We start from the raw sequence: 14676 nt of genomic DNA on the forward strand, positions 1-14676 counted from the left end.
GAAAAATCCTCTAAGCGATACGAAGCGTGCCCGCCACCGGCAGCGGCAGGGCGTCGACGGCTTTGCCCGGGGCGCGGCGGTCGCTGTTCAAAGGGATGTCGTAGGTGATGCGTGCGCCATAGCGACCGGGCGCATGCGGGTCGAGGCGGACCTTGTCGAACACCAGCAGGCGGGTGCCAAGGCTGAAGCCTTCGGACAGGTCATGGGTGACCATGAACACTGTCAGCCGGGTCTCGCGCCACAGCTCCAGGAGCAAGGCGTGCATGTCTTTGCGGATGCCCGGATCGAGGGCGCCGAAGGGTTCGTCGAGCAGCAACACTCGCGGCTTCATGATCAGCGCCTGGGCGATGGCCAGTCGCTGTTGCATGCCGCCGGAGAGCTGCGCCGGGTACTTGTCCAGCGAATGGCCGAGGCCGACCTTATGCAGCAGCATCGAGGCCTGTTCGCGCGCCTCTTTTTTCGCACTGCCGAACAGGCGCCCGAGCAAGGGCGAACGCGGCAGCTCGAGGCCGAGTGCGACGTTGTCCAGCACGCTCAGATGGGGGAATACCGAGTAGCGCTGGAACACCACGCCACGGCTGGCATCCGGTTCACCGGCCAAGGGCTGGCCGTCGAGCAGGATCTCGCCGCGACTGGCGCGTTCCTGGCCGAGCAGCAGGCGCAGGAAGGTCGATTTACCACAACCGGACGCACCCACCAGTGTGCAGAACTCGCCCTCGTTGACGTTCAGGTTGAGGCCTTCAAGCACCACTTGATCGGCGTACTGCTGCCAGACGTTTTTAACGCTGATGAAGCTCATTTGGCGGCCCCCTCATACCAGGGGAACGCACGCCGGGTCAGGCGTTTGAGCCCCCAATCCATCAGCCAGGCGAGCAGGGTGATCCACACCACGTAGGGCAAGATCACGTCCATCGCCAGGTAGCGGCGCACCAGGAAAATCCGATAGCCGAGGCCATCAGTGGAGGCAATGGCCTCGGCGGCGATCAGGAACAGCCACGCCGAGCCGAGCATCAAGCGCAGCGAGATCAACAGCCGTGGCAACAGTTGCGGCAACACCACCCGCAGCATCAGGGTCCAGGTGGAGGCGCCGAGGGTCTGGGCCTTGATCAGCAGTTCCACGGGAATCTCCCGGGCACGCTGTTCCAGGTCCCGGGCCAGCGCCGGGGTGATGCCGATGACGATCAGCATTACTTTCGACAATTCCCCCAGGCCAAAGACGATGAACAGGATCGGCAGGATCGCCAGCGGCGGCACCATCGACAGCACCGTCAGCAGGGGGGACAACGGCGCACCGAGCAGCGGCAGGGTGCCGGCGGCGATGCCCAGGCACAGCCCGGCCAGGGCGCTGATGCCCAAGCCGATGGCCAGGCGTTGCAGGCTGGAGGCCGTGTCCTGCCAGAGCAGGTATTCGCCGGTGCGGCTGTCGGCCACGAAGGCCAGGCGTTTCACCGCATCGCTCATCTGCACGGCGCTGGGCAGCAGCTTGTCGTTGGGGTTGTCCGCCAGTCGCTCGGCCGAGCCCATGAAATAGGCGAACAGCACCAGGGCGAACGGCAGGATCACCAACAACAGGCGACTCGGGCGGTCCGGGTGACGGTTGATCAGGCGCATGGCCAAGTCCTCTGTTTACAACTTGGCGTCGGCAGCCAACTGCACGTAGCTCGGGTCGAAGCGCAGCTTGAGGTTGCCTTTGTCGCCGCTGGTCACGCCGTTGGCGAAGGCCATGCCGACGGCGCTGGTGTCCTTGGCGCCTTCACCGAGCAAGCCGTGCTGGAAGGAAAACTCGGCGACCTTGCGCATGGTTTCCGGCAGTTGCTTGCTGGTGGAAAAGGCGAGGGCTTCCTTGGGCGTGGCGAACAACTTGGTGGTGTCCAGTTGCGCCTGGAAACCGGCCAGATCGGTGCCCGAGGCTTTGGCCATGTGTTCCAGTGCGGCTTTGCCGGCGGCGTTTTTCGCGTTCATCAACTCGACCACTTCAAACCAGGCACCGGTCAGTGCCTTGCCCAGGGCCGGGTTGTCTTTGAGGGTGGCGCTGTTGACCACCATCATGTCCATGATTTCGCCGGGGATCTGGCTTGAGTTGAACACTTCGGTCACCGCGGGCTTGGCCTTGATGTCCGAGAGCATCGGGTTCCAGGTGGTGACGGCGTTGACCTGTTCGGTGTTGAAGGCGGCCGAGATGTCGGCGTCGGAGGTGTTGACCACTTTCAGGTCTTTCTCGGTGAGGTCCACCGAATCCAGCGCCCGGGCCAGCAGGTAATGGGAGACCGAGAGCTCCACCAGGTTGACGTCCATGCCCTTGAGGTCGGCGACCTTCTTGCCTTCGCCCTTGAGCACGATGCCGTCGTTGCCGTTGGAGAAATCGCTGACAATCAGCGCGGTGCTGTCGACGCCGCCGGCGGCCGGAATGGTCAGCGCGTCCATGTTGGTCATGGTGCAGCCGTCGAACTGGCCGGCGGTGTACTGGTTGATCGATTCGACATAGTCATTGAGCTGCACCACATCGATCTGGATGCCGTACTTCTTCGCCCATTTGTCGACGATGCCCTGGCTGCCGGCGTACTCCCACGGCATCCAGCCGGCGTAGATGGTCCAGCACACGCTGAAGTGGTCTTTCTGTGCAGCCTGGGACGAGAAGCTCACGAGGGTTGCGAACGCAGCGGCGAGCAGGGCGGGTAAACGAAGCTGGGACATGGTGATTCTCCAGTTGATCAAGGACGCACAGGACGGCAGCGGCACCGCTAACGGTGGCTTGTCTCCCGGGCTTTTGTCCCGCCGTGTAACCTCAACTGGAGGTCGCCAACTCTCGGACCAGTCACTCGCGATTGCGAGCCGGAACCCTAGTCAGCCATTTGCAAATTGTGGTGCCGCGAACCTGTATTGACTCCTGCACGCAGTTGCTAAAGCGAGAGGCGTGCCAAGTTGACCCGAGCGCTCTAGCGTGGGCGACAGGGAGGTCGACGGTGTTGATGGGAGGGGCGCACTGCCTTGTGATGGTGCGCGGGTGCACCGCTTTGGAACCTGTCCGCCGCTGATCAGAAGGTGGGTGCAACATCGCACTTGGCAGGGGATTGCCAGTCAAAACAGATGTCAGCCGGTGTGTGCCGACTGCTGTCACAGGTCTTTACGGAGGCCGCCATGTTACGTCGATTGTTGTTGGGTGCAGTGCTTGGTCTCGGACTGTCTGGCTGCTACTACTACGACGGTCCCGCCGACGTCTACGGGGGATCTTATTACTACCCCGGTTACTACTCGCCTTATTACTACGGTTACTACGGTCCGCGTTACTACGGTGGTTATCGCGCCTATTACTACGGTGGGCATGGTTACTCCCGTGGCCACGGGTATTACGGCGGTGGACATCACGGTGGTGGATATCGCGGTGGGCACCGTTAATCAGGGCGTGAATGGATGAAAAACCTTTCATCGGGCAGATGTTTCTACTTGTTTCGGGAACGCACCGGATCCCGAATTCGGTGTCTGATCTTTCGACAGTCAGCGAACATTTGACTGTCGCCTGCCAGCGTCGCTGGTGTGGCTCACCCGCGGTCCAGGAGGCCGCCATGCTCTGTCAAAAAACGCTGCGGCAAATTCTTCTGCTTGCTGTATTGGGATTGTCACTGGGTGGGTGCGTGCCTTACTACGATGAAGGAGGCAGTTACTACAGTTCCGAGGTCTATACCTCGCCATCGCCAACCTATTACGCCGGAGGGAGTTCCTACTACTCCAATGGCGGCGGTTACTACACACCACCGCCCCGGTACTACATGCCGCCTGCGCGGTATTACCAGCCGACACCGCGCTATTACTCACAACCGCGGATGTATCAATCGTCGCGCCATTACCAGTCGGCCCCTCGTTATTACCAGCCGTCGCGGGGTGACTACCGCGCGCATCAGAACCATGGCTGGGACGGCCGTAACCGCGGAGGCTGGAACAATGACTATCGCGGTCACGATGGGCGCAGCAATCGTGGTGGGCGTGGCGATCACAACGGACGGGGCGGCCATCGATAGCTTTGTATAAAACACAACTCTGAATGTGGGAGCGGGCTTGCTCGCGAAGGCGGAGTATCAGTCAACATCAATGTTGCTGAAATGACGCCTTCGTCGGAACGCCGCCCGGAGCAAGCCCGCTCCCACAGTGTTGTGTGCAGTTTTCAGTATTCGGACAAATCCGCCAGCGGATGCCGACCTTCCCAGGCCTTGTGAAAATGCGCCTCGACCACCGCGTCCGGCACGTTGTTGATGTCCGGCCAGTGCCAGTGCGGCTTCTGGTCCTTGTCGATCAACCGCGCACGTACGCCTTCGCTGAATTCCGGATGACGACAGCAATTGAGGCTCAGGGTGTATTCCATCTGGAAGACTTCGGCCAGCGACAGGTGTCGGGCCCGGATGATCTGTTCCCATACCAGATGGGCGGTCAGCGGCGCGCCTTCACTCAGGGTCCTGGCCGCGCGGCTGAGCAACAGGTCGCTGTGGTCGCGCAGGGCACTGATGGCCTTCCAGGCGCAACGCACATCGCTGACATCCAGTAGTTCGTCGATCTGCCGACGACGCGGCAGCCACTGGGCTTCGGGCATCTGCGCCAAGGCTTCCTGCTGCAAGGCCTTGAGCAGGCTGTTGAGCTGCATGGGTGTCTGTTCCTGCCAGTTCAATTGCAGCAGGCCTTCGATCAGCTCCGGCTGCTGCTCATCGAGCATGAAACGATCCGCCAGGTCCAGATCGATGGCGTCCCGGCCGTTCATATGCGCGCCGGTCAGACCCAGGAACAACCCGAGCTTGCCGGGCAGGCGCGACAGGAACCAACTGGCGCCAACATCCGGGTACAGGCCGATGCTGATCTCCGGCATGGCCAAGCGGCTGCTCGGCGTGACGATTCGGGTGCTCGCTCCTTGCAACAGTCCCATGCCGCCGCCGAGCACATAGCCGTGCCCCCAGCAGATCAACGGCTTGGGGTAGGTGTGCAGATTGAAGTCCAAACGATACTCCGCCGCAAAAAACTGCGCAGCCAGTGGCGGTACTTCCCCCGGATGGACGCGACAGGCTTCCACCAGGCTGCGAACCTCACCGCCGGCGCAAAAAGCCTTGGGGCCGTTACCGCGCAACAGGACGCAGACGATCTGCGGGTCCTTGGCCCAGGCTTCCATGCGGTCGCGCAGGGCGTTGATCATCGGCAGGGACAGGGCGTTCAGGGATTTTTCGGCGTCCAGGCTGGCGATGCCGATGCGCGCGCCGTCGGTGCCGGTGAGTTCTTCGAAGTGCAGATTCATCGTGACCTCGATCGGGAATTTGAGGGTTAAGTATGATCGCTATGTGGGAAAGTGCCGGATCTGCATCAGATCAATTGACAAGCGTGGTGAGCTTTCCTAGGGTTCGCCCCATTGTTTTTGCCGGATGTAACCATGACTGCTGACGACCGTATCAAACTCGAACCGGGCTGGAAGGAGGCACTGCGTGCCGAATTCGACCAGCCTTACATGGCAGAGTTGCGAAATTTCCTGCAACAGGAGCGGGCGGCCGGCAAGGAGATCTATCCACCGGGGCCGATGATTTTCAACGCGCTCAATTCCACGCCGCTGGACAAGGTCAAGGTGGTGATCCTCGGTCAGGATCCGTATCACGGTCCGGGCCAGGCCCACGGTTTGTGCTTCTCGGTGCAACCCGGCGTGCCGGCGCCACCGTCGCTGGTGAACATCTATAAAGAGCTCAAGCGCGACCTGAATATCGACATCCCCAACCATGGCTACTTGCAGAGCTGGGCCGATCAGGGCGTATTGATGCTCAACACCACCATGACCGTCGAGCGCGCCAACGCCAATGCCCACAAGGACAAGGGCTGGCAGTTTTTCACCGATCGGGTCATTGAAGTGGTCAGTCAGCAGCAGCCGCATCTGGTGTTCATGCTGTGGGGCGCCCATGCGCAGAGCAAGCAGAAGCTGATCGATGCGACCAAGCACCTGGTGCTGACCTCGGTGCACCCGTCACCGCTATCCGCCTATCGCGGCTTCCTCGGTTGCGGGCACTTCAGCCGGACCAACAAGTTTCTGGAGCAGAATGGCGAGACGCCGATCGAGTGGCGGTTGCCGCCGGTTTGAGTGTTGACCTTAAGGGCCCCATCGCGGGCAAGCCCGCTCCCACAGGGTTTGCGCGGTCCTTGTGGGAGCGGGCTTGCCCGCGATGGGGGCGACTCGGATTAGCTGTCTGAATCCGGATTGCGGTTCCAATACTTGAACAACGGCTCCGCCAGAAACAGCACAAACAACAACCTCATCACCTGCATCGCCGTCACCAGCGGCACCGACAATTGCAAGGTCTCGGCCGTCAGGCTCATCTCGGCAATACCGCCCGGCATCATGCCCAATGTCAGTGAGCGCAGATCCAGGTGGGTCAGCGCACTCAAACCCAGGGCCGCTGCAGTCGCAATCAGCATGGACAGCACCGTGCCGATCAAGGTGCGGCCCATGAACGAAGGCGCACGCCGGAAAAACTGCCGGTTGAAGTGACAGCCCAGACCGCTGCCGATCAACCACTGGCCGATCTGGCTGCCGCCATTGGGCAAGCCGATGTGCAGATCCCAGCCGATGCTGACTGCCGCACTGACCAGCAAAGGCCCGAACAGCCAGGGATTGGGTTGACGCAGGCGTTCCCAGATCCAGGCCGCCAATGCGCCAGCAGGGAACAGCGCCGCCAGCCAGCGCCAATCGATGCTGCCCGCGTGGGCAATCGGCGCACCGTCACCCAGCAGATACTTGAAGGCTGCCGGTACGCACAGCACCACCACCAACACCCGCAAACTTTGCCCCGCCGCCACACGGCTGAGCACCGCACCATTGCGCGCGCCGAGGTTGACCATCTCCCCGGAACCGCCGGGCATGCTGGAAAAGAACGCGGTGGCGCGATCCTCACCGGTACGGCGCATCAGCCACACGCCGACCACGGCGGACAGGCTGGTGACCAACGCCCCGAAGAAGATCAGACCGAAATGACTCAGCACCTGCTCCATCACCAGCGGGGTGAAGTGCAGGCCGATACCGATGCCGACGATCCACTGGCCGCACTTGCGGCCGCCAGGGATTTCGGCCAGTTGCCAGGGGGTCAGGCAACGCACGAGGATGATCGCCAGCAACGAGCCGACCATCCACGGCAAAGGCCAGCCGACCTGGCTGGCGAGGTAACCGCCCAGCAGGCCGACCAGCGGGGTTCCCCACCAGGCTTTGAAGGGTGTTCGATCAGACATCGGCGATAACGCGCCGGGTAACCGAACGTTTACGCCAGATACGCACAATGGGCACCAGCAACATGACCACGATCAACCCCCAGACACCGACGGTGATACCGCTCGACCAGAGAATATCCAGCGAACCGTTGGAAATCGACAGTGCCCGACGCAGGTTCTGCTCCATCAAGCCACCGAGGATGAAACCCAGCAATACCGGGGACAAGGGGAAGTCCAGCTTGCGCAGGATGTAACCGAAGATGCCGATGCCGATCATCAGGAACAGGTCGAAGGTCGTGGCATGCACGGCATACACGCCAATGGCGGTGATGATCGCGATCATCGGCACCAGCGCCCAGTTCGGTACGGCAAGGATTTTGGTGAAGATCCGGATCATCGGAATGTTGAGGATCACCAGCATGATGTTGGCGATGAACAACGAAGCGATCAGGCCCCAGACGATGTCCGGTTGCTGTTGAAACAGCAGTGGGCCCGGCGTGATGTTGTACAGCGACAATGCGCCGATCATCACGGCCGTGGTGCCCGAGCCGGGAACGCCAAGGGTCAGCATCGGCACCAGTGCACCGCACGCTTCGGCGCCAATGGCGGTTTCCGGTGCAGCCAGGCCACGCTTGTCGCCTTGTCCGAATTTTCCGCTTGGGCCGGCGATACGTTTCTCGGTCATGTAGGCCACGGCGCTGGCCAGTGTGGCGCCCGCACCCGGCAACACGCCCATGATGAAACCGAGCACACCGCAACGCATGTTCACCCAGAACACCGAAGCGGCTTCCTTGAAGTTGAACAGCATCCGGCCGGTGGCCTGGAAGGCTTCCTGGCCACGGTGGGTTTTTTCCAGCAGCAGGAGGATTTCGCTGATGGAAAACAGGCCCAGCACCAGGACCACGAATTGAATGCCGTCGGTGAGGTGGATGTTGTCCCCGGTGAAACGGTAGACGCCGCTGTTGGCATCAATGCCGACGGTCGACAGGAACAGGCCGATCAGCGCCGCGATGAAGGTCTTTAGCGGCCGGTCACCCGCCATGCCGCCGAGGCAGACAATGGCGAACACCATCAGTACGAAATACTCCGCCGGACCGAAGGCAATCGCCCATTTCGCCAGCATCGGCGCGAACACGACCATCCCGCAGGTCGCAATGAAGGCGCCGATGAACGAACTCCACGCCGACAACGACAACGCCACACCGGCCAAACCCTGGCGGGCCATCGGGTAGCCGTCGAGGGTGGTCATGACGGTGGAGGCTTCGCCCGGGATGTTCAGCAGGATCGAACTGATACGACCGCCGTACTCGCAACCGAGGTAAACCGCGGCCAGCAGGATCAGCGCCGACTCCGGTGGCAGGCCGAGGGCGAAAGCGATCGGGATCAACAACGCCACGCCATTGATCGGACCCAGCCCCGGAAGTAGGCCGACGACCGTACCGATCAGCGTGCCGCTGAGTGCGGTCACCAGGTTGTAAGGGGTGAGTGCGACGCCGAAGCCGTGACTCAAGTAACCAAGCGTATCCATATCAGTTCTCCAGAACGTCGAGCAGGCCCAGAGGCAGTGGCACGTCCATGACTTTGTCGAACAGCAGGTACAGGCCGACGCTCATCAGGCTGATGATGATCGCGCCCGGCAGCCAGCGCCCGCCGTACAGGCGAGCCATTGGAATGCCAACCAGCATGCTGCTGAGGATGAAACCCAGCGGTTCGAACAGCCCGGCGAAGACCAGCAGCAACAGCACGCAAACACCAATTTTGGTCAGGGTCTCGCGATCCATCGGCGGATCTTCATCGGTGTGCTTGATTGGCGAGGGGCGATACACCATGTAGACCAGCGCCAGGCCCATCAGCCCCAGCATCAACAGGGGGAACGCGCGGGGGCCGATCGGTTCGTAGGAAAAAGGTGCCTGATAAGGCAAGGCCATCAGCACCAGGCTGAGACAGGCCAGCAACAGCACTGAAGCAAAAATGCGTTGTAAGAGCATGGGGAACTCCTGTGCCGCGACTCCGCCAAACGGAGTCGCAGCCGCTAGACAGAGGCGATCACTGGATCAGGCCGAACTCTTTGGCCAGCACTTTGTAGTCCGCGACCTGCTTCTTCACATAGGTGTCCAGCTCCGGGCCGGTCATGGCGAACGGGAACAGTTCACGCTGGTCGCGCAACTTGGCGAACTCCGGTGAAGCCAGCAGTTTGTCGAAGGAGTCCTTCCACCAGGCGTAGTCCTCGTCGCTGACCTTCGGCCCCAGGTAGAAGCCGCGAACCACCGGCCAGACGATGTCGTAGCCTTGTTCGCGGGCGGTCGGGATGTCCTTCATTTCCGGCTCGTCCAGACGCTTGTCGGAGAACACCGCCAGCAGACGCATGTCACCGCTCTGGATATGTGGCATGGAGTCGGAAATGTCGGTGCTGCCAACCTGGATATGACCGCCGAGCAGGGCCGTGGCGATCTCGCCGCCACCTTCGAGGGCGACGTAACGCAGGTCACGCGGGTTGATCCCGGCGGCCTTGGCGATCAGCGCGGTCTGCATCCAGTCCTGGCTGCCGACGGTGCCGCCGGAGCCGATCACCACTTTGCTCGGATCTTTCTTCAGGGCCTGGACCAGATCGTCGAGGGTCTTGTAGGGCGAATCGCTCTTCACCGCGATCGCGCCGTAGCTGGTGCCAACGGCGGCCAGCCAGCGCACATTGCTTTCATCGAAACGACCGAACTTGCCTTGGGCCAGGTTCAGCAGTGAACCACTGGACCAGGCCACCAACGTACCGGCATCGGCCGGACGCTGGGCGACCACCGCGTTGTACGCCACCGCGCCGACACCGCCGGGCATGTAGGTCACCCGCATCGGTTTGGTCAGCAGCTTTTCGTTGACCAGCGCGCTTTGCGCCAGTTTGCAGGTCAGGTCGAAACCACCGCCGGGCGAGGCCGGGGCGATGCATTCCGGGCGTTTAGGCTCGGCCATGAGTTGGCCGGCGAACAGCACACAGCTGGCGGCGAGGGCGAAACGGCGCATTGAACGATTCATTTTTGTCTCCAGTGGAGTTTTTGTTTTTCGGGATGATTCAGGTGCGACGATTTCGCGCGGTGCCGGCGTGTTCGAATCCATACGGATCAAGCGACGGGCAGCCGGCTTCGGCGCGGGCAAGCGTAAACATCGGGGAGCAAGAGAAAGGGCGGGGCGGGCAAGCCTGAAGCTGTGTGGACAGCATGGTGCAGTACCTCGTTTATTGTTCTTATTGGCGAAAACGCTTCGAGGCGTTTTTCGGTAGTTACATGTCAAAGCACGTTTTCAAACTACGATTCGATGGTCAGCAGTCGAAACCATCCGTGGGGTGACTCTAACCACCCAACCTTTCGCTAACCTTTCAGCGGGCTTTCACGGTTTTTCGGGCTTCACAGCGGTGATTGCGGCTGTAAACTCCGCGCCAAAGAATGGCGTCGGCCATCCCTGAACGAGGTATAGATCCATGCGTGTCCTGCTCGTCGAAGACCATTTGCAGCTCGCCGAAAGTGTCGCCCAGGCGCTCAAGAGCACCGGGCTGACCGTGGACGTTCTGCACGATGGCGTGGCCGCCGACCTGGCGCTGGGCAGCGAGGAATACGCCATGGCGATCCTCGATGTCGGCTTGCCGCGCATGGATGGTTTTGAAGTGCTGGCGCGCCTGCGGGCGCGGGGCAAGAACCTGCCGGTACTGATGCTGACCGCCCGCAGCGACGTCAAGGATCGGGTCCATGGCCTGAACCTCGGCGCCGACGATTACCTGGCCAAGCCGTTCGAACTGACCGAGCTCGAGGCCCGGGTCAAGGCGTTGCTGCGTCGCAGTGTGCTGGGCGGTGAGCGTATCCAGCGTTGTGGTGTGCTCGCTTATGACCTGGAAACCCGGCGTTTCACCCTCGGTGAAGAATTGCTGACCCTGACCTCCCGCGAACAGGCGGTACTCGAAGCCCTGATCGCGCGCCCCGGTCGGGTGATGAGCAAGGAGCAACTGGCGTCGCAAGTGTTCGGTCTGGATGAAGAGGCCAGTCCCGATGCGATCGAAATCTACGTGCACCGCCTGCGCAAGAAACTCGATGGCCAACCGGTCGCCATCGTGACCTTCCGTGGCCTCGGTTACTTGCTGGAAAGCCGCGATGCATAAGCCCAGCAGCTTGCGCTGGCGGTTGTTGTGGAACCTGGCGCTATTGCTGGTGGTGTTGATGCTGGCCAGCGGGTTGAGCGCCTACTGGAACGGTCGTGAAGCCGCGGATACGGCCTATGACCGGACCTTGCTGGCCTCGGCGCGCACCATCGCCGCCGGCGTCTCCCAGCGCGACGGCACCCTGAGTGCCGACGTGCCCTACGTGGCCCTCGATACCTTTGCCTACGACAGTGCCGGGCGAATTTTCTATCTGGTCAACGACATCAATCAGAAGCTGATTTCCGGTTACGAAAACCTGCCCGCGCCACCGCCGGGAACGCCGCGCACCGATGACTATCCGGCGCTGGCACGCTTCTACAACGCCCAGTACCGCGGGCAGAACGTGCGCGTGGTGAGCCTGCTCAAGCCCGTGAGCGAGCCCAACATGAACGGCATGGCGGAAATCCGCGTGGCCGAAACCGATGAAGCGCGCGTCAGCATGGCCCGCAGTCTGGCGGCGGATACATTGCTGCGCCTGGGCATGCTGGCAATCGGTGCGTTGATGCTGGTGTGGTTTGCGGTGAGTGCCGCGTTGCGCCCGCTGGAGCGCTTGCGCACGGCGGTGGAAGAGCGCCAGCCGGACGATCTGCGTCCCTTGCCATTGGTGGAAGTGCAGCGCGAATTGTGGCCGCTGGTGCGCGCCCTCAATCACTTTACCGAGCGTCTACGTGGACAGTTCGAGAAGCAGGCGCAATTCATTGCCGACGCCGCCCACGAACTGCGCACGCCATTGGCAGCCCTCAAGGCGCGACTGGAGCTGGGCATGCGCTCGGCCGAGCCCGAGACCTGGCGCAGCACGCTGGAGACCGCCGCCCAGGGCACTGACCGCTTGACCCATCTGGCCAATCAGTTGCTTTCCCTGGCACGGGTCGAAAATGGCGCCCGGGCGATTGCCGAGGGGGGCGCGCAGTTGCTCGACCTCAGTCAACTGGCTCGGGAACTGGGCATGGCCATGGCGCCGTTGGCCCACAAGCGCGGCATCGCGCTGGCGCTGGAAGCGGATGAACCGGTCTGGTTGCGGGGCGAGCCGACGCTGTTGAACGAACTGCTGAGCAATCTGGTGGATAACGCACTGGCCCACACACCGCCGGGCGGCAACGTGATTCTGCGGGTCTCGGCCCCTGCCGTGCTGGAAGTCGAAGATGATGGCCCCGGCATTCCTCTTGAGGAGCGCGACCGGGTATTCGAACGCTTTTACCGGCGCAATCAGCAAGTGGCCGGTTCAGGGTTGGGATTGGCGATTGTCGGCGAGATCTGCCGCGCGCATCTGGCGCAGATCAGCTTGCATGATGGAGAGCGGGCGGGGTTGAAGGTGCGGGTGAGTTTTGTTGCAGGGGAGTGATGCGCGGTGTCTGTTCTGGCCTCTTCGCGAGCAAGCCCGCTCCCACAGGGATTTGTGGTGCTGCATAGATCCAATGTGGGAGCGGGCTTGCTCGCGAAGGGGACAACGCGGTCCTTGATCAGTAAAACATCGACCGTGTTTCTTCCAGGTCGGCGCACATCGCCTCGTCTTCGATGTCGATACCCAGTGCATTGAAGGCCGGCACGCCCAACGGATCAATACGAGCGAACGGATGGTCTGTGTCCTTGTGGCAATACAGGCTGGCCACCTGCACCAGATCCACATAGTCGATCTGCGCCGACTGGCGTTTGAAATTCAGGTAGAGCTGTGGCACCTGCACCAGCATGTCGGGAAAGTCCCAGACCTTGAGCAGCTTTTCGCCGATCAAGGGATGTATCCGGTCGATGACATGGTTGAGGCTGACCGGGTCGGACAGCAGTTCATAGTGATCTTCGGCGTAGGTCAGGATCGGCAGCACGCCGATCTGATGCACCAGCCCGCCAAGAGCAGCCTGGTCGGGCTTGAGCCGCGTATAGCTGCGGCACAGGGCATAGCTGACGCCGGCGATTTCCAGGCTTTTGCGCCAGACTTCGCGCATTTTCTGTTCCACCACGTCGGAGCGGGCGTGGAAAATCTGCTCCATGACCAGGCCGATCGCCAGGTTGCAGCTGTAGTTGATGCCCAGGCGGGTGATCGCAGTGTGCAGGTCGGTCACTTCCTGGGTCGCGCGCAACAGCGGGCTGTTGACCACTTTGATCAGGCGCGCCGACAGCGCGGTATCACGGCCGATCACTTTGCTCAGGGTACTGACGCTGACTTCCGGGTTTTCCGCGGCCTTGCGAATTTGCAGGGCCACTTCCGGTAACGTTGGCAGAACCAGGTCATCGTTATTGATGGCCTCAACCAAATCCTGTTGGACCTTTTCCGCCAGCTCGCTCATTGAGTCTCTCTAGGTGTCGCGCCAAGTGCTGCCGTTATTGCTGGATTTCGCGATCGCGGTCCAGTTCATAAGGCAGGTCGAGCAGCTGCAAGGACGGCCCTTCGAGCGCGCCCAGGTGGATGTCTCCACTGTCTGCCGCTTCGGCTTGCAACACCGCCAGGAGCTCAATGCCTTGCCCGGCGCGGGCAGCCAGCACCACTTCGCCGATAGAGCTGCCATGGGTCGGGGAGAACAGCGCCGTACCCGGTTCCGGCAGCTCGCCGGCAGTCAGTTGCAGGCGATACAGGCGACGCTTGAGTTTGCCCAGGTACTGCATGCGCGCGACGATTTCCTGGCCGGTGTAGCAACCTTTCTTGAAGCTCACGCCACCGACCGCTTGCAGGTTGAGCATCTGCGGGATGAACAACTCGCGGGTGCCGGGCATGACCTGGCCGATCCCGGCACGGATCTGGCCCAGCAACCATTGATTCAGGTCACCTTCGCTCAGCACGGCCGACAGCTTGCCTTTGACCGCATCGGCAAGACTGGCGGCAACCCACAACTCGGCGCGTTGCGGTGAGACACGGATGGCGATCAGCCCGTCGCTGCGCACGACGCTGTCGGTTTCTGCCGGCAGGTCCAGGCCGAGGCTGGCCAGTGCGGCGTCGCCATGGTCAATGCCGAAGCGGACCCAGGCGGCACTTTCGTCGGTCAGTTTCGATTTGGAAAACACCGCATATTTTTTCAGGTCCGCCAGTTGCGGTTCGAGCAATTCGGTGGCCATGGCCAGGACCACGCCATCACCCTCGAGCAGGATGCGGAAACTCGATTGCATCCGGCCTTTCTGCGTGCAGCGCGCACCGAGGCTGGCCCGGGAATCACTCAGGTAGTTGAGATTGCAGGTCAGTTGGCCTTGCAGGAATTTGCTGGCGTCCGCGCCGCGGACCGCGAGAACACCTTCATGAGAAAGCGTGCAGAAAAAAGCAGAATCGGCCATGGGTCATCGCAGGGTAAAAAGTC

Annotated in this window: 15 protein-coding genes and 1 riboswitch; of the genes, 5 read left to right on the top strand and 10 right to left on the bottom strand. The window is 61.7% G+C overall.

All coding sequences use genetic code 11. The annotated features are described in order from the left end of the window. Window positions 1-10 precede the first annotated feature (10 nt). From KW841_RS13945 to KW841_RS13955, 3 genes are read right to left on the bottom strand one after another with little or no spacing between them, the layout of a single operon-like run. The gene (locus KW841_RS13945; protein WP_218477009.1) at window positions 11-799 is read right to left on the bottom strand and encodes an ABC transporter ATP-binding protein; all 789 of its coding nucleotides are present in this window, start codon (window positions 797-799) and stop codon (window positions 11-13) included. After that, window positions 796-1611 carry an ABC transporter permease gene (locus KW841_RS13950; RefSeq protein WP_218477010.1) on the bottom strand — a complete coding sequence of 272 codons (816 nt, stop codon included), beginning with the start codon at window positions 1609-1611 and terminating at the stop codon, window positions 796-798. The genes KW841_RS13945 and KW841_RS13950 overlap by 4 nt, the downstream gene beginning before the upstream one ends. Before the next feature lie 15 nt (window positions 1612-1626). Beyond that, entirely contained in the window at window positions 1627-2694 is a 1068-nt protein-coding gene (locus KW841_RS13955) for a putative urea ABC transporter substrate-binding protein (RefSeq protein WP_218477011.1), read from the bottom strand. 60 nt (window positions 2695-2754) lie between these two features. Next, a riboswitch (guanidine-I (ykkC/yxkD leader) is annotated at window positions 2755-2855 on the bottom strand. A 283-nt stretch (window positions 2856-3138) separates the two neighbouring features. Here KW841_RS13955 and KW841_RS13960 point away from each other — a divergent pair. Both KW841_RS13960 and KW841_RS13965 read left to right on the top strand, forming a co-directional pair. Continuing rightward, window positions 3139-3396: a hypothetical protein gene (locus tag KW841_RS13960; RefSeq protein WP_007979822.1), complete on the top strand. Its 258-nt coding sequence runs from the start codon at window positions 3139-3141 to the stop codon at window positions 3394-3396. Window positions 3397-3563: 167 nt separating this feature from the next. After that, complete coding sequence (locus tag KW841_RS13965; RefSeq protein WP_218477012.1) at window positions 3564-4016, top strand: hypothetical protein; 453 nt, start codon at window positions 3564-3566, stop codon at window positions 4014-4016. A gap of 143 nt (window positions 4017-4159) precedes the next feature. Here KW841_RS13965 and KW841_RS13970 read toward each other — a convergent pair whose 3' ends face one another. Continuing rightward, entirely contained in the window at window positions 4160-5272 is a 1113-nt protein-coding gene (locus tag KW841_RS13970; RefSeq protein ID WP_218477013.1) for an enoyl-CoA hydratase/isomerase family protein, read from the bottom strand. Between the two features lie 132 nt (window positions 5273-5404). On the opposite strand from KW841_RS13970, the gene ung reads away from it, so the two are divergent. After that, the gene (gene ung, locus KW841_RS13975) at window positions 5405-6097 is read left to right on the top strand and encodes a uracil-DNA glycosylase (protein ID WP_008050720.1); all 693 of its coding nucleotides are present in this window, start codon (window positions 5405-5407) and stop codon (window positions 6095-6097) included. A 98-nt stretch (window positions 6098-6195) separates the two neighbouring features. On the opposite strand, the gene KW841_RS13980 is transcribed toward ung, so the two are convergent. From KW841_RS13980 to KW841_RS13995, 4 genes are read right to left on the bottom strand one after another with little or no spacing between them, the layout of a single operon-like run. Further along, window positions 6196-7239 (bottom strand): AbrB family transcriptional regulator, encoded by a 1044-nt coding sequence (locus KW841_RS13980; RefSeq protein WP_218477015.1) that lies wholly within the window; start codon window positions 7237-7239, stop codon window positions 6196-6198. Continuing rightward, a complete protein-coding gene (locus KW841_RS13985) occupies window positions 7232-8746 on the bottom strand; it encodes a tripartite tricarboxylate transporter permease (protein WP_008050724.1) in 1515 nt (504 codons plus the stop codon). The genes KW841_RS13980 and KW841_RS13985 overlap by 8 nt, the downstream gene beginning before the upstream one ends. 1 nt (window position 8747) lies before the next feature. Then, window positions 8748-9206 carry a tripartite tricarboxylate transporter TctB family protein gene (locus tag KW841_RS13990; RefSeq protein ID WP_102698996.1) on the bottom strand — a complete coding sequence of 153 codons (459 nt, stop codon included), beginning with the start codon at window positions 9204-9206 and terminating at the stop codon, window positions 8748-8750. 58 nt (window positions 9207-9264) lie between these two features. Then, window positions 9265-10242: a tripartite tricarboxylate transporter substrate binding protein gene (locus tag KW841_RS13995; protein WP_007979806.1), complete on the bottom strand. Its 978-nt coding sequence runs from the start codon at window positions 10240-10242 to the stop codon at window positions 9265-9267. 442 nt (window positions 10243-10684) lie between these two features. On the opposite strand from KW841_RS13995, the gene KW841_RS14000 reads away from it, so the two are divergent. After that, entirely contained in the window at window positions 10685-11356 is a 672-nt protein-coding gene (locus KW841_RS14000) for a response regulator (RefSeq protein WP_007979804.1), read from the top strand. Further along, window positions 11349-12737, top strand: a complete 1389-nt coding sequence (locus KW841_RS14005; RefSeq protein ID WP_218477017.1) for a sensor histidine kinase — start codon at window positions 11349-11351, stop codon at window positions 12735-12737. The genes KW841_RS14000 and KW841_RS14005 overlap by 8 nt, the downstream gene beginning before the upstream one ends. Window positions 12738-12855: 118 nt before the next feature. Here the strand turns inward: KW841_RS14005 and KW841_RS14010 are convergent, their stop codons facing one another. After that, window positions 12856-13677, bottom strand: coding sequence for an HDOD domain-containing protein (locus KW841_RS14010; RefSeq protein WP_218477019.1), 822 nt, complete (start codon window positions 13675-13677; stop codon window positions 12856-12858). Window positions 13678-13711: 34 nt separating this feature from the next. Then, window positions 13712-14653 (bottom strand): folate-binding protein YgfZ, encoded by a 942-nt coding sequence (locus tag KW841_RS14015; protein ID WP_007979799.1) that lies wholly within the window; start codon window positions 14651-14653, stop codon window positions 13712-13714. Window positions 14654-14676 lie beyond the last annotated feature (23 nt).

Source organism: Pseudomonas sp. PDM28 (assembly GCF_019219115.1).
Classification (GTDB): domain Bacteria; phylum Pseudomonadota; class Gammaproteobacteria; order Pseudomonadales; family Pseudomonadaceae; genus Aquipseudomonas; species Aquipseudomonas laurylsulfatiphila.

Bases quoted from the DNA above. Each gene is read 5' to 3' on its own strand.
- KW841_RS13945 (WP_218477009.1), bottom strand. From the start codon at position 799: ATGAGCTTCATCAGCGTTAAAAACGTCTGGCAGCAGTACGCCGATCAA.
- KW841_RS13950 (WP_218477010.1), bottom strand. From the start codon at position 1,611: ATGCGCCTGATCAACCGTCACCCGGACCGCCCGAGTCGCCTGTTGTTG.
- KW841_RS13955 (WP_218477011.1), bottom strand. From the start codon at position 2,694: ATGTCCCAGCTTCGTTTACCCGCCCTGCTCGCCGCTGCGTTCGCAACC.
- KW841_RS13960 (WP_007979822.1), top strand. From the start codon at position 3,139: ATGTTACGTCGATTGTTGTTGGGTGCAGTGCTTGGTCTCGGACTGTCT.
- KW841_RS13965 (WP_218477012.1), top strand. From the start codon at position 3,564: ATGCTCTGTCAAAAAACGCTGCGGCAAATTCTTCTGCTTGCTGTATTG.
- KW841_RS13970 (WP_218477013.1), bottom strand. From the start codon at position 5,272: ATGAATCTGCACTTCGAAGAACTCACCGGCACCGACGGCGCGCGCATC.
- ung (WP_008050720.1), top strand. From the start codon at position 5,405: ATGACTGCTGACGACCGTATCAAACTCGAACCGGGCTGGAAGGAGGCA.
- KW841_RS13980 (WP_218477015.1), bottom strand. From the start codon at position 7,239: ATGTCTGATCGAACACCCTTCAAAGCCTGGTGGGGAACCCCGCTGGTC.
- KW841_RS13985 (WP_008050724.1), bottom strand. From the start codon at position 8,746: ATGGATACGCTTGGTTACTTGAGTCACGGCTTCGGCGTCGCACTCACC.
- KW841_RS13990 (WP_102698996.1), bottom strand. From the start codon at position 9,206: ATGCTCTTACAACGCATTTTTGCTTCAGTGCTGTTGCTGGCCTGTCTC.
- KW841_RS13995 (WP_007979806.1), bottom strand. From the start codon at position 10,242: ATGAATCGTTCAATGCGCCGTTTCGCCCTCGCCGCCAGCTGTGTGCTG.
- KW841_RS14000 (WP_007979804.1), top strand. From the start codon at position 10,685: ATGCGTGTCCTGCTCGTCGAAGACCATTTGCAGCTCGCCGAAAGTGTC.
- KW841_RS14005 (WP_218477017.1), top strand. From the start codon at position 11,349: ATGCATAAGCCCAGCAGCTTGCGCTGGCGGTTGTTGTGGAACCTGGCG.
- KW841_RS14010 (WP_218477019.1), bottom strand. From the start codon at position 13,677: ATGAGCGAGCTGGCGGAAAAGGTCCAACAGGATTTGGTTGAGGCCATC.
- KW841_RS14015 (WP_007979799.1), bottom strand. From the start codon at position 14,653: ATGGCCGATTCTGCTTTTTTCTGCACGCTTTCTCATGAAGGTGTTCTC.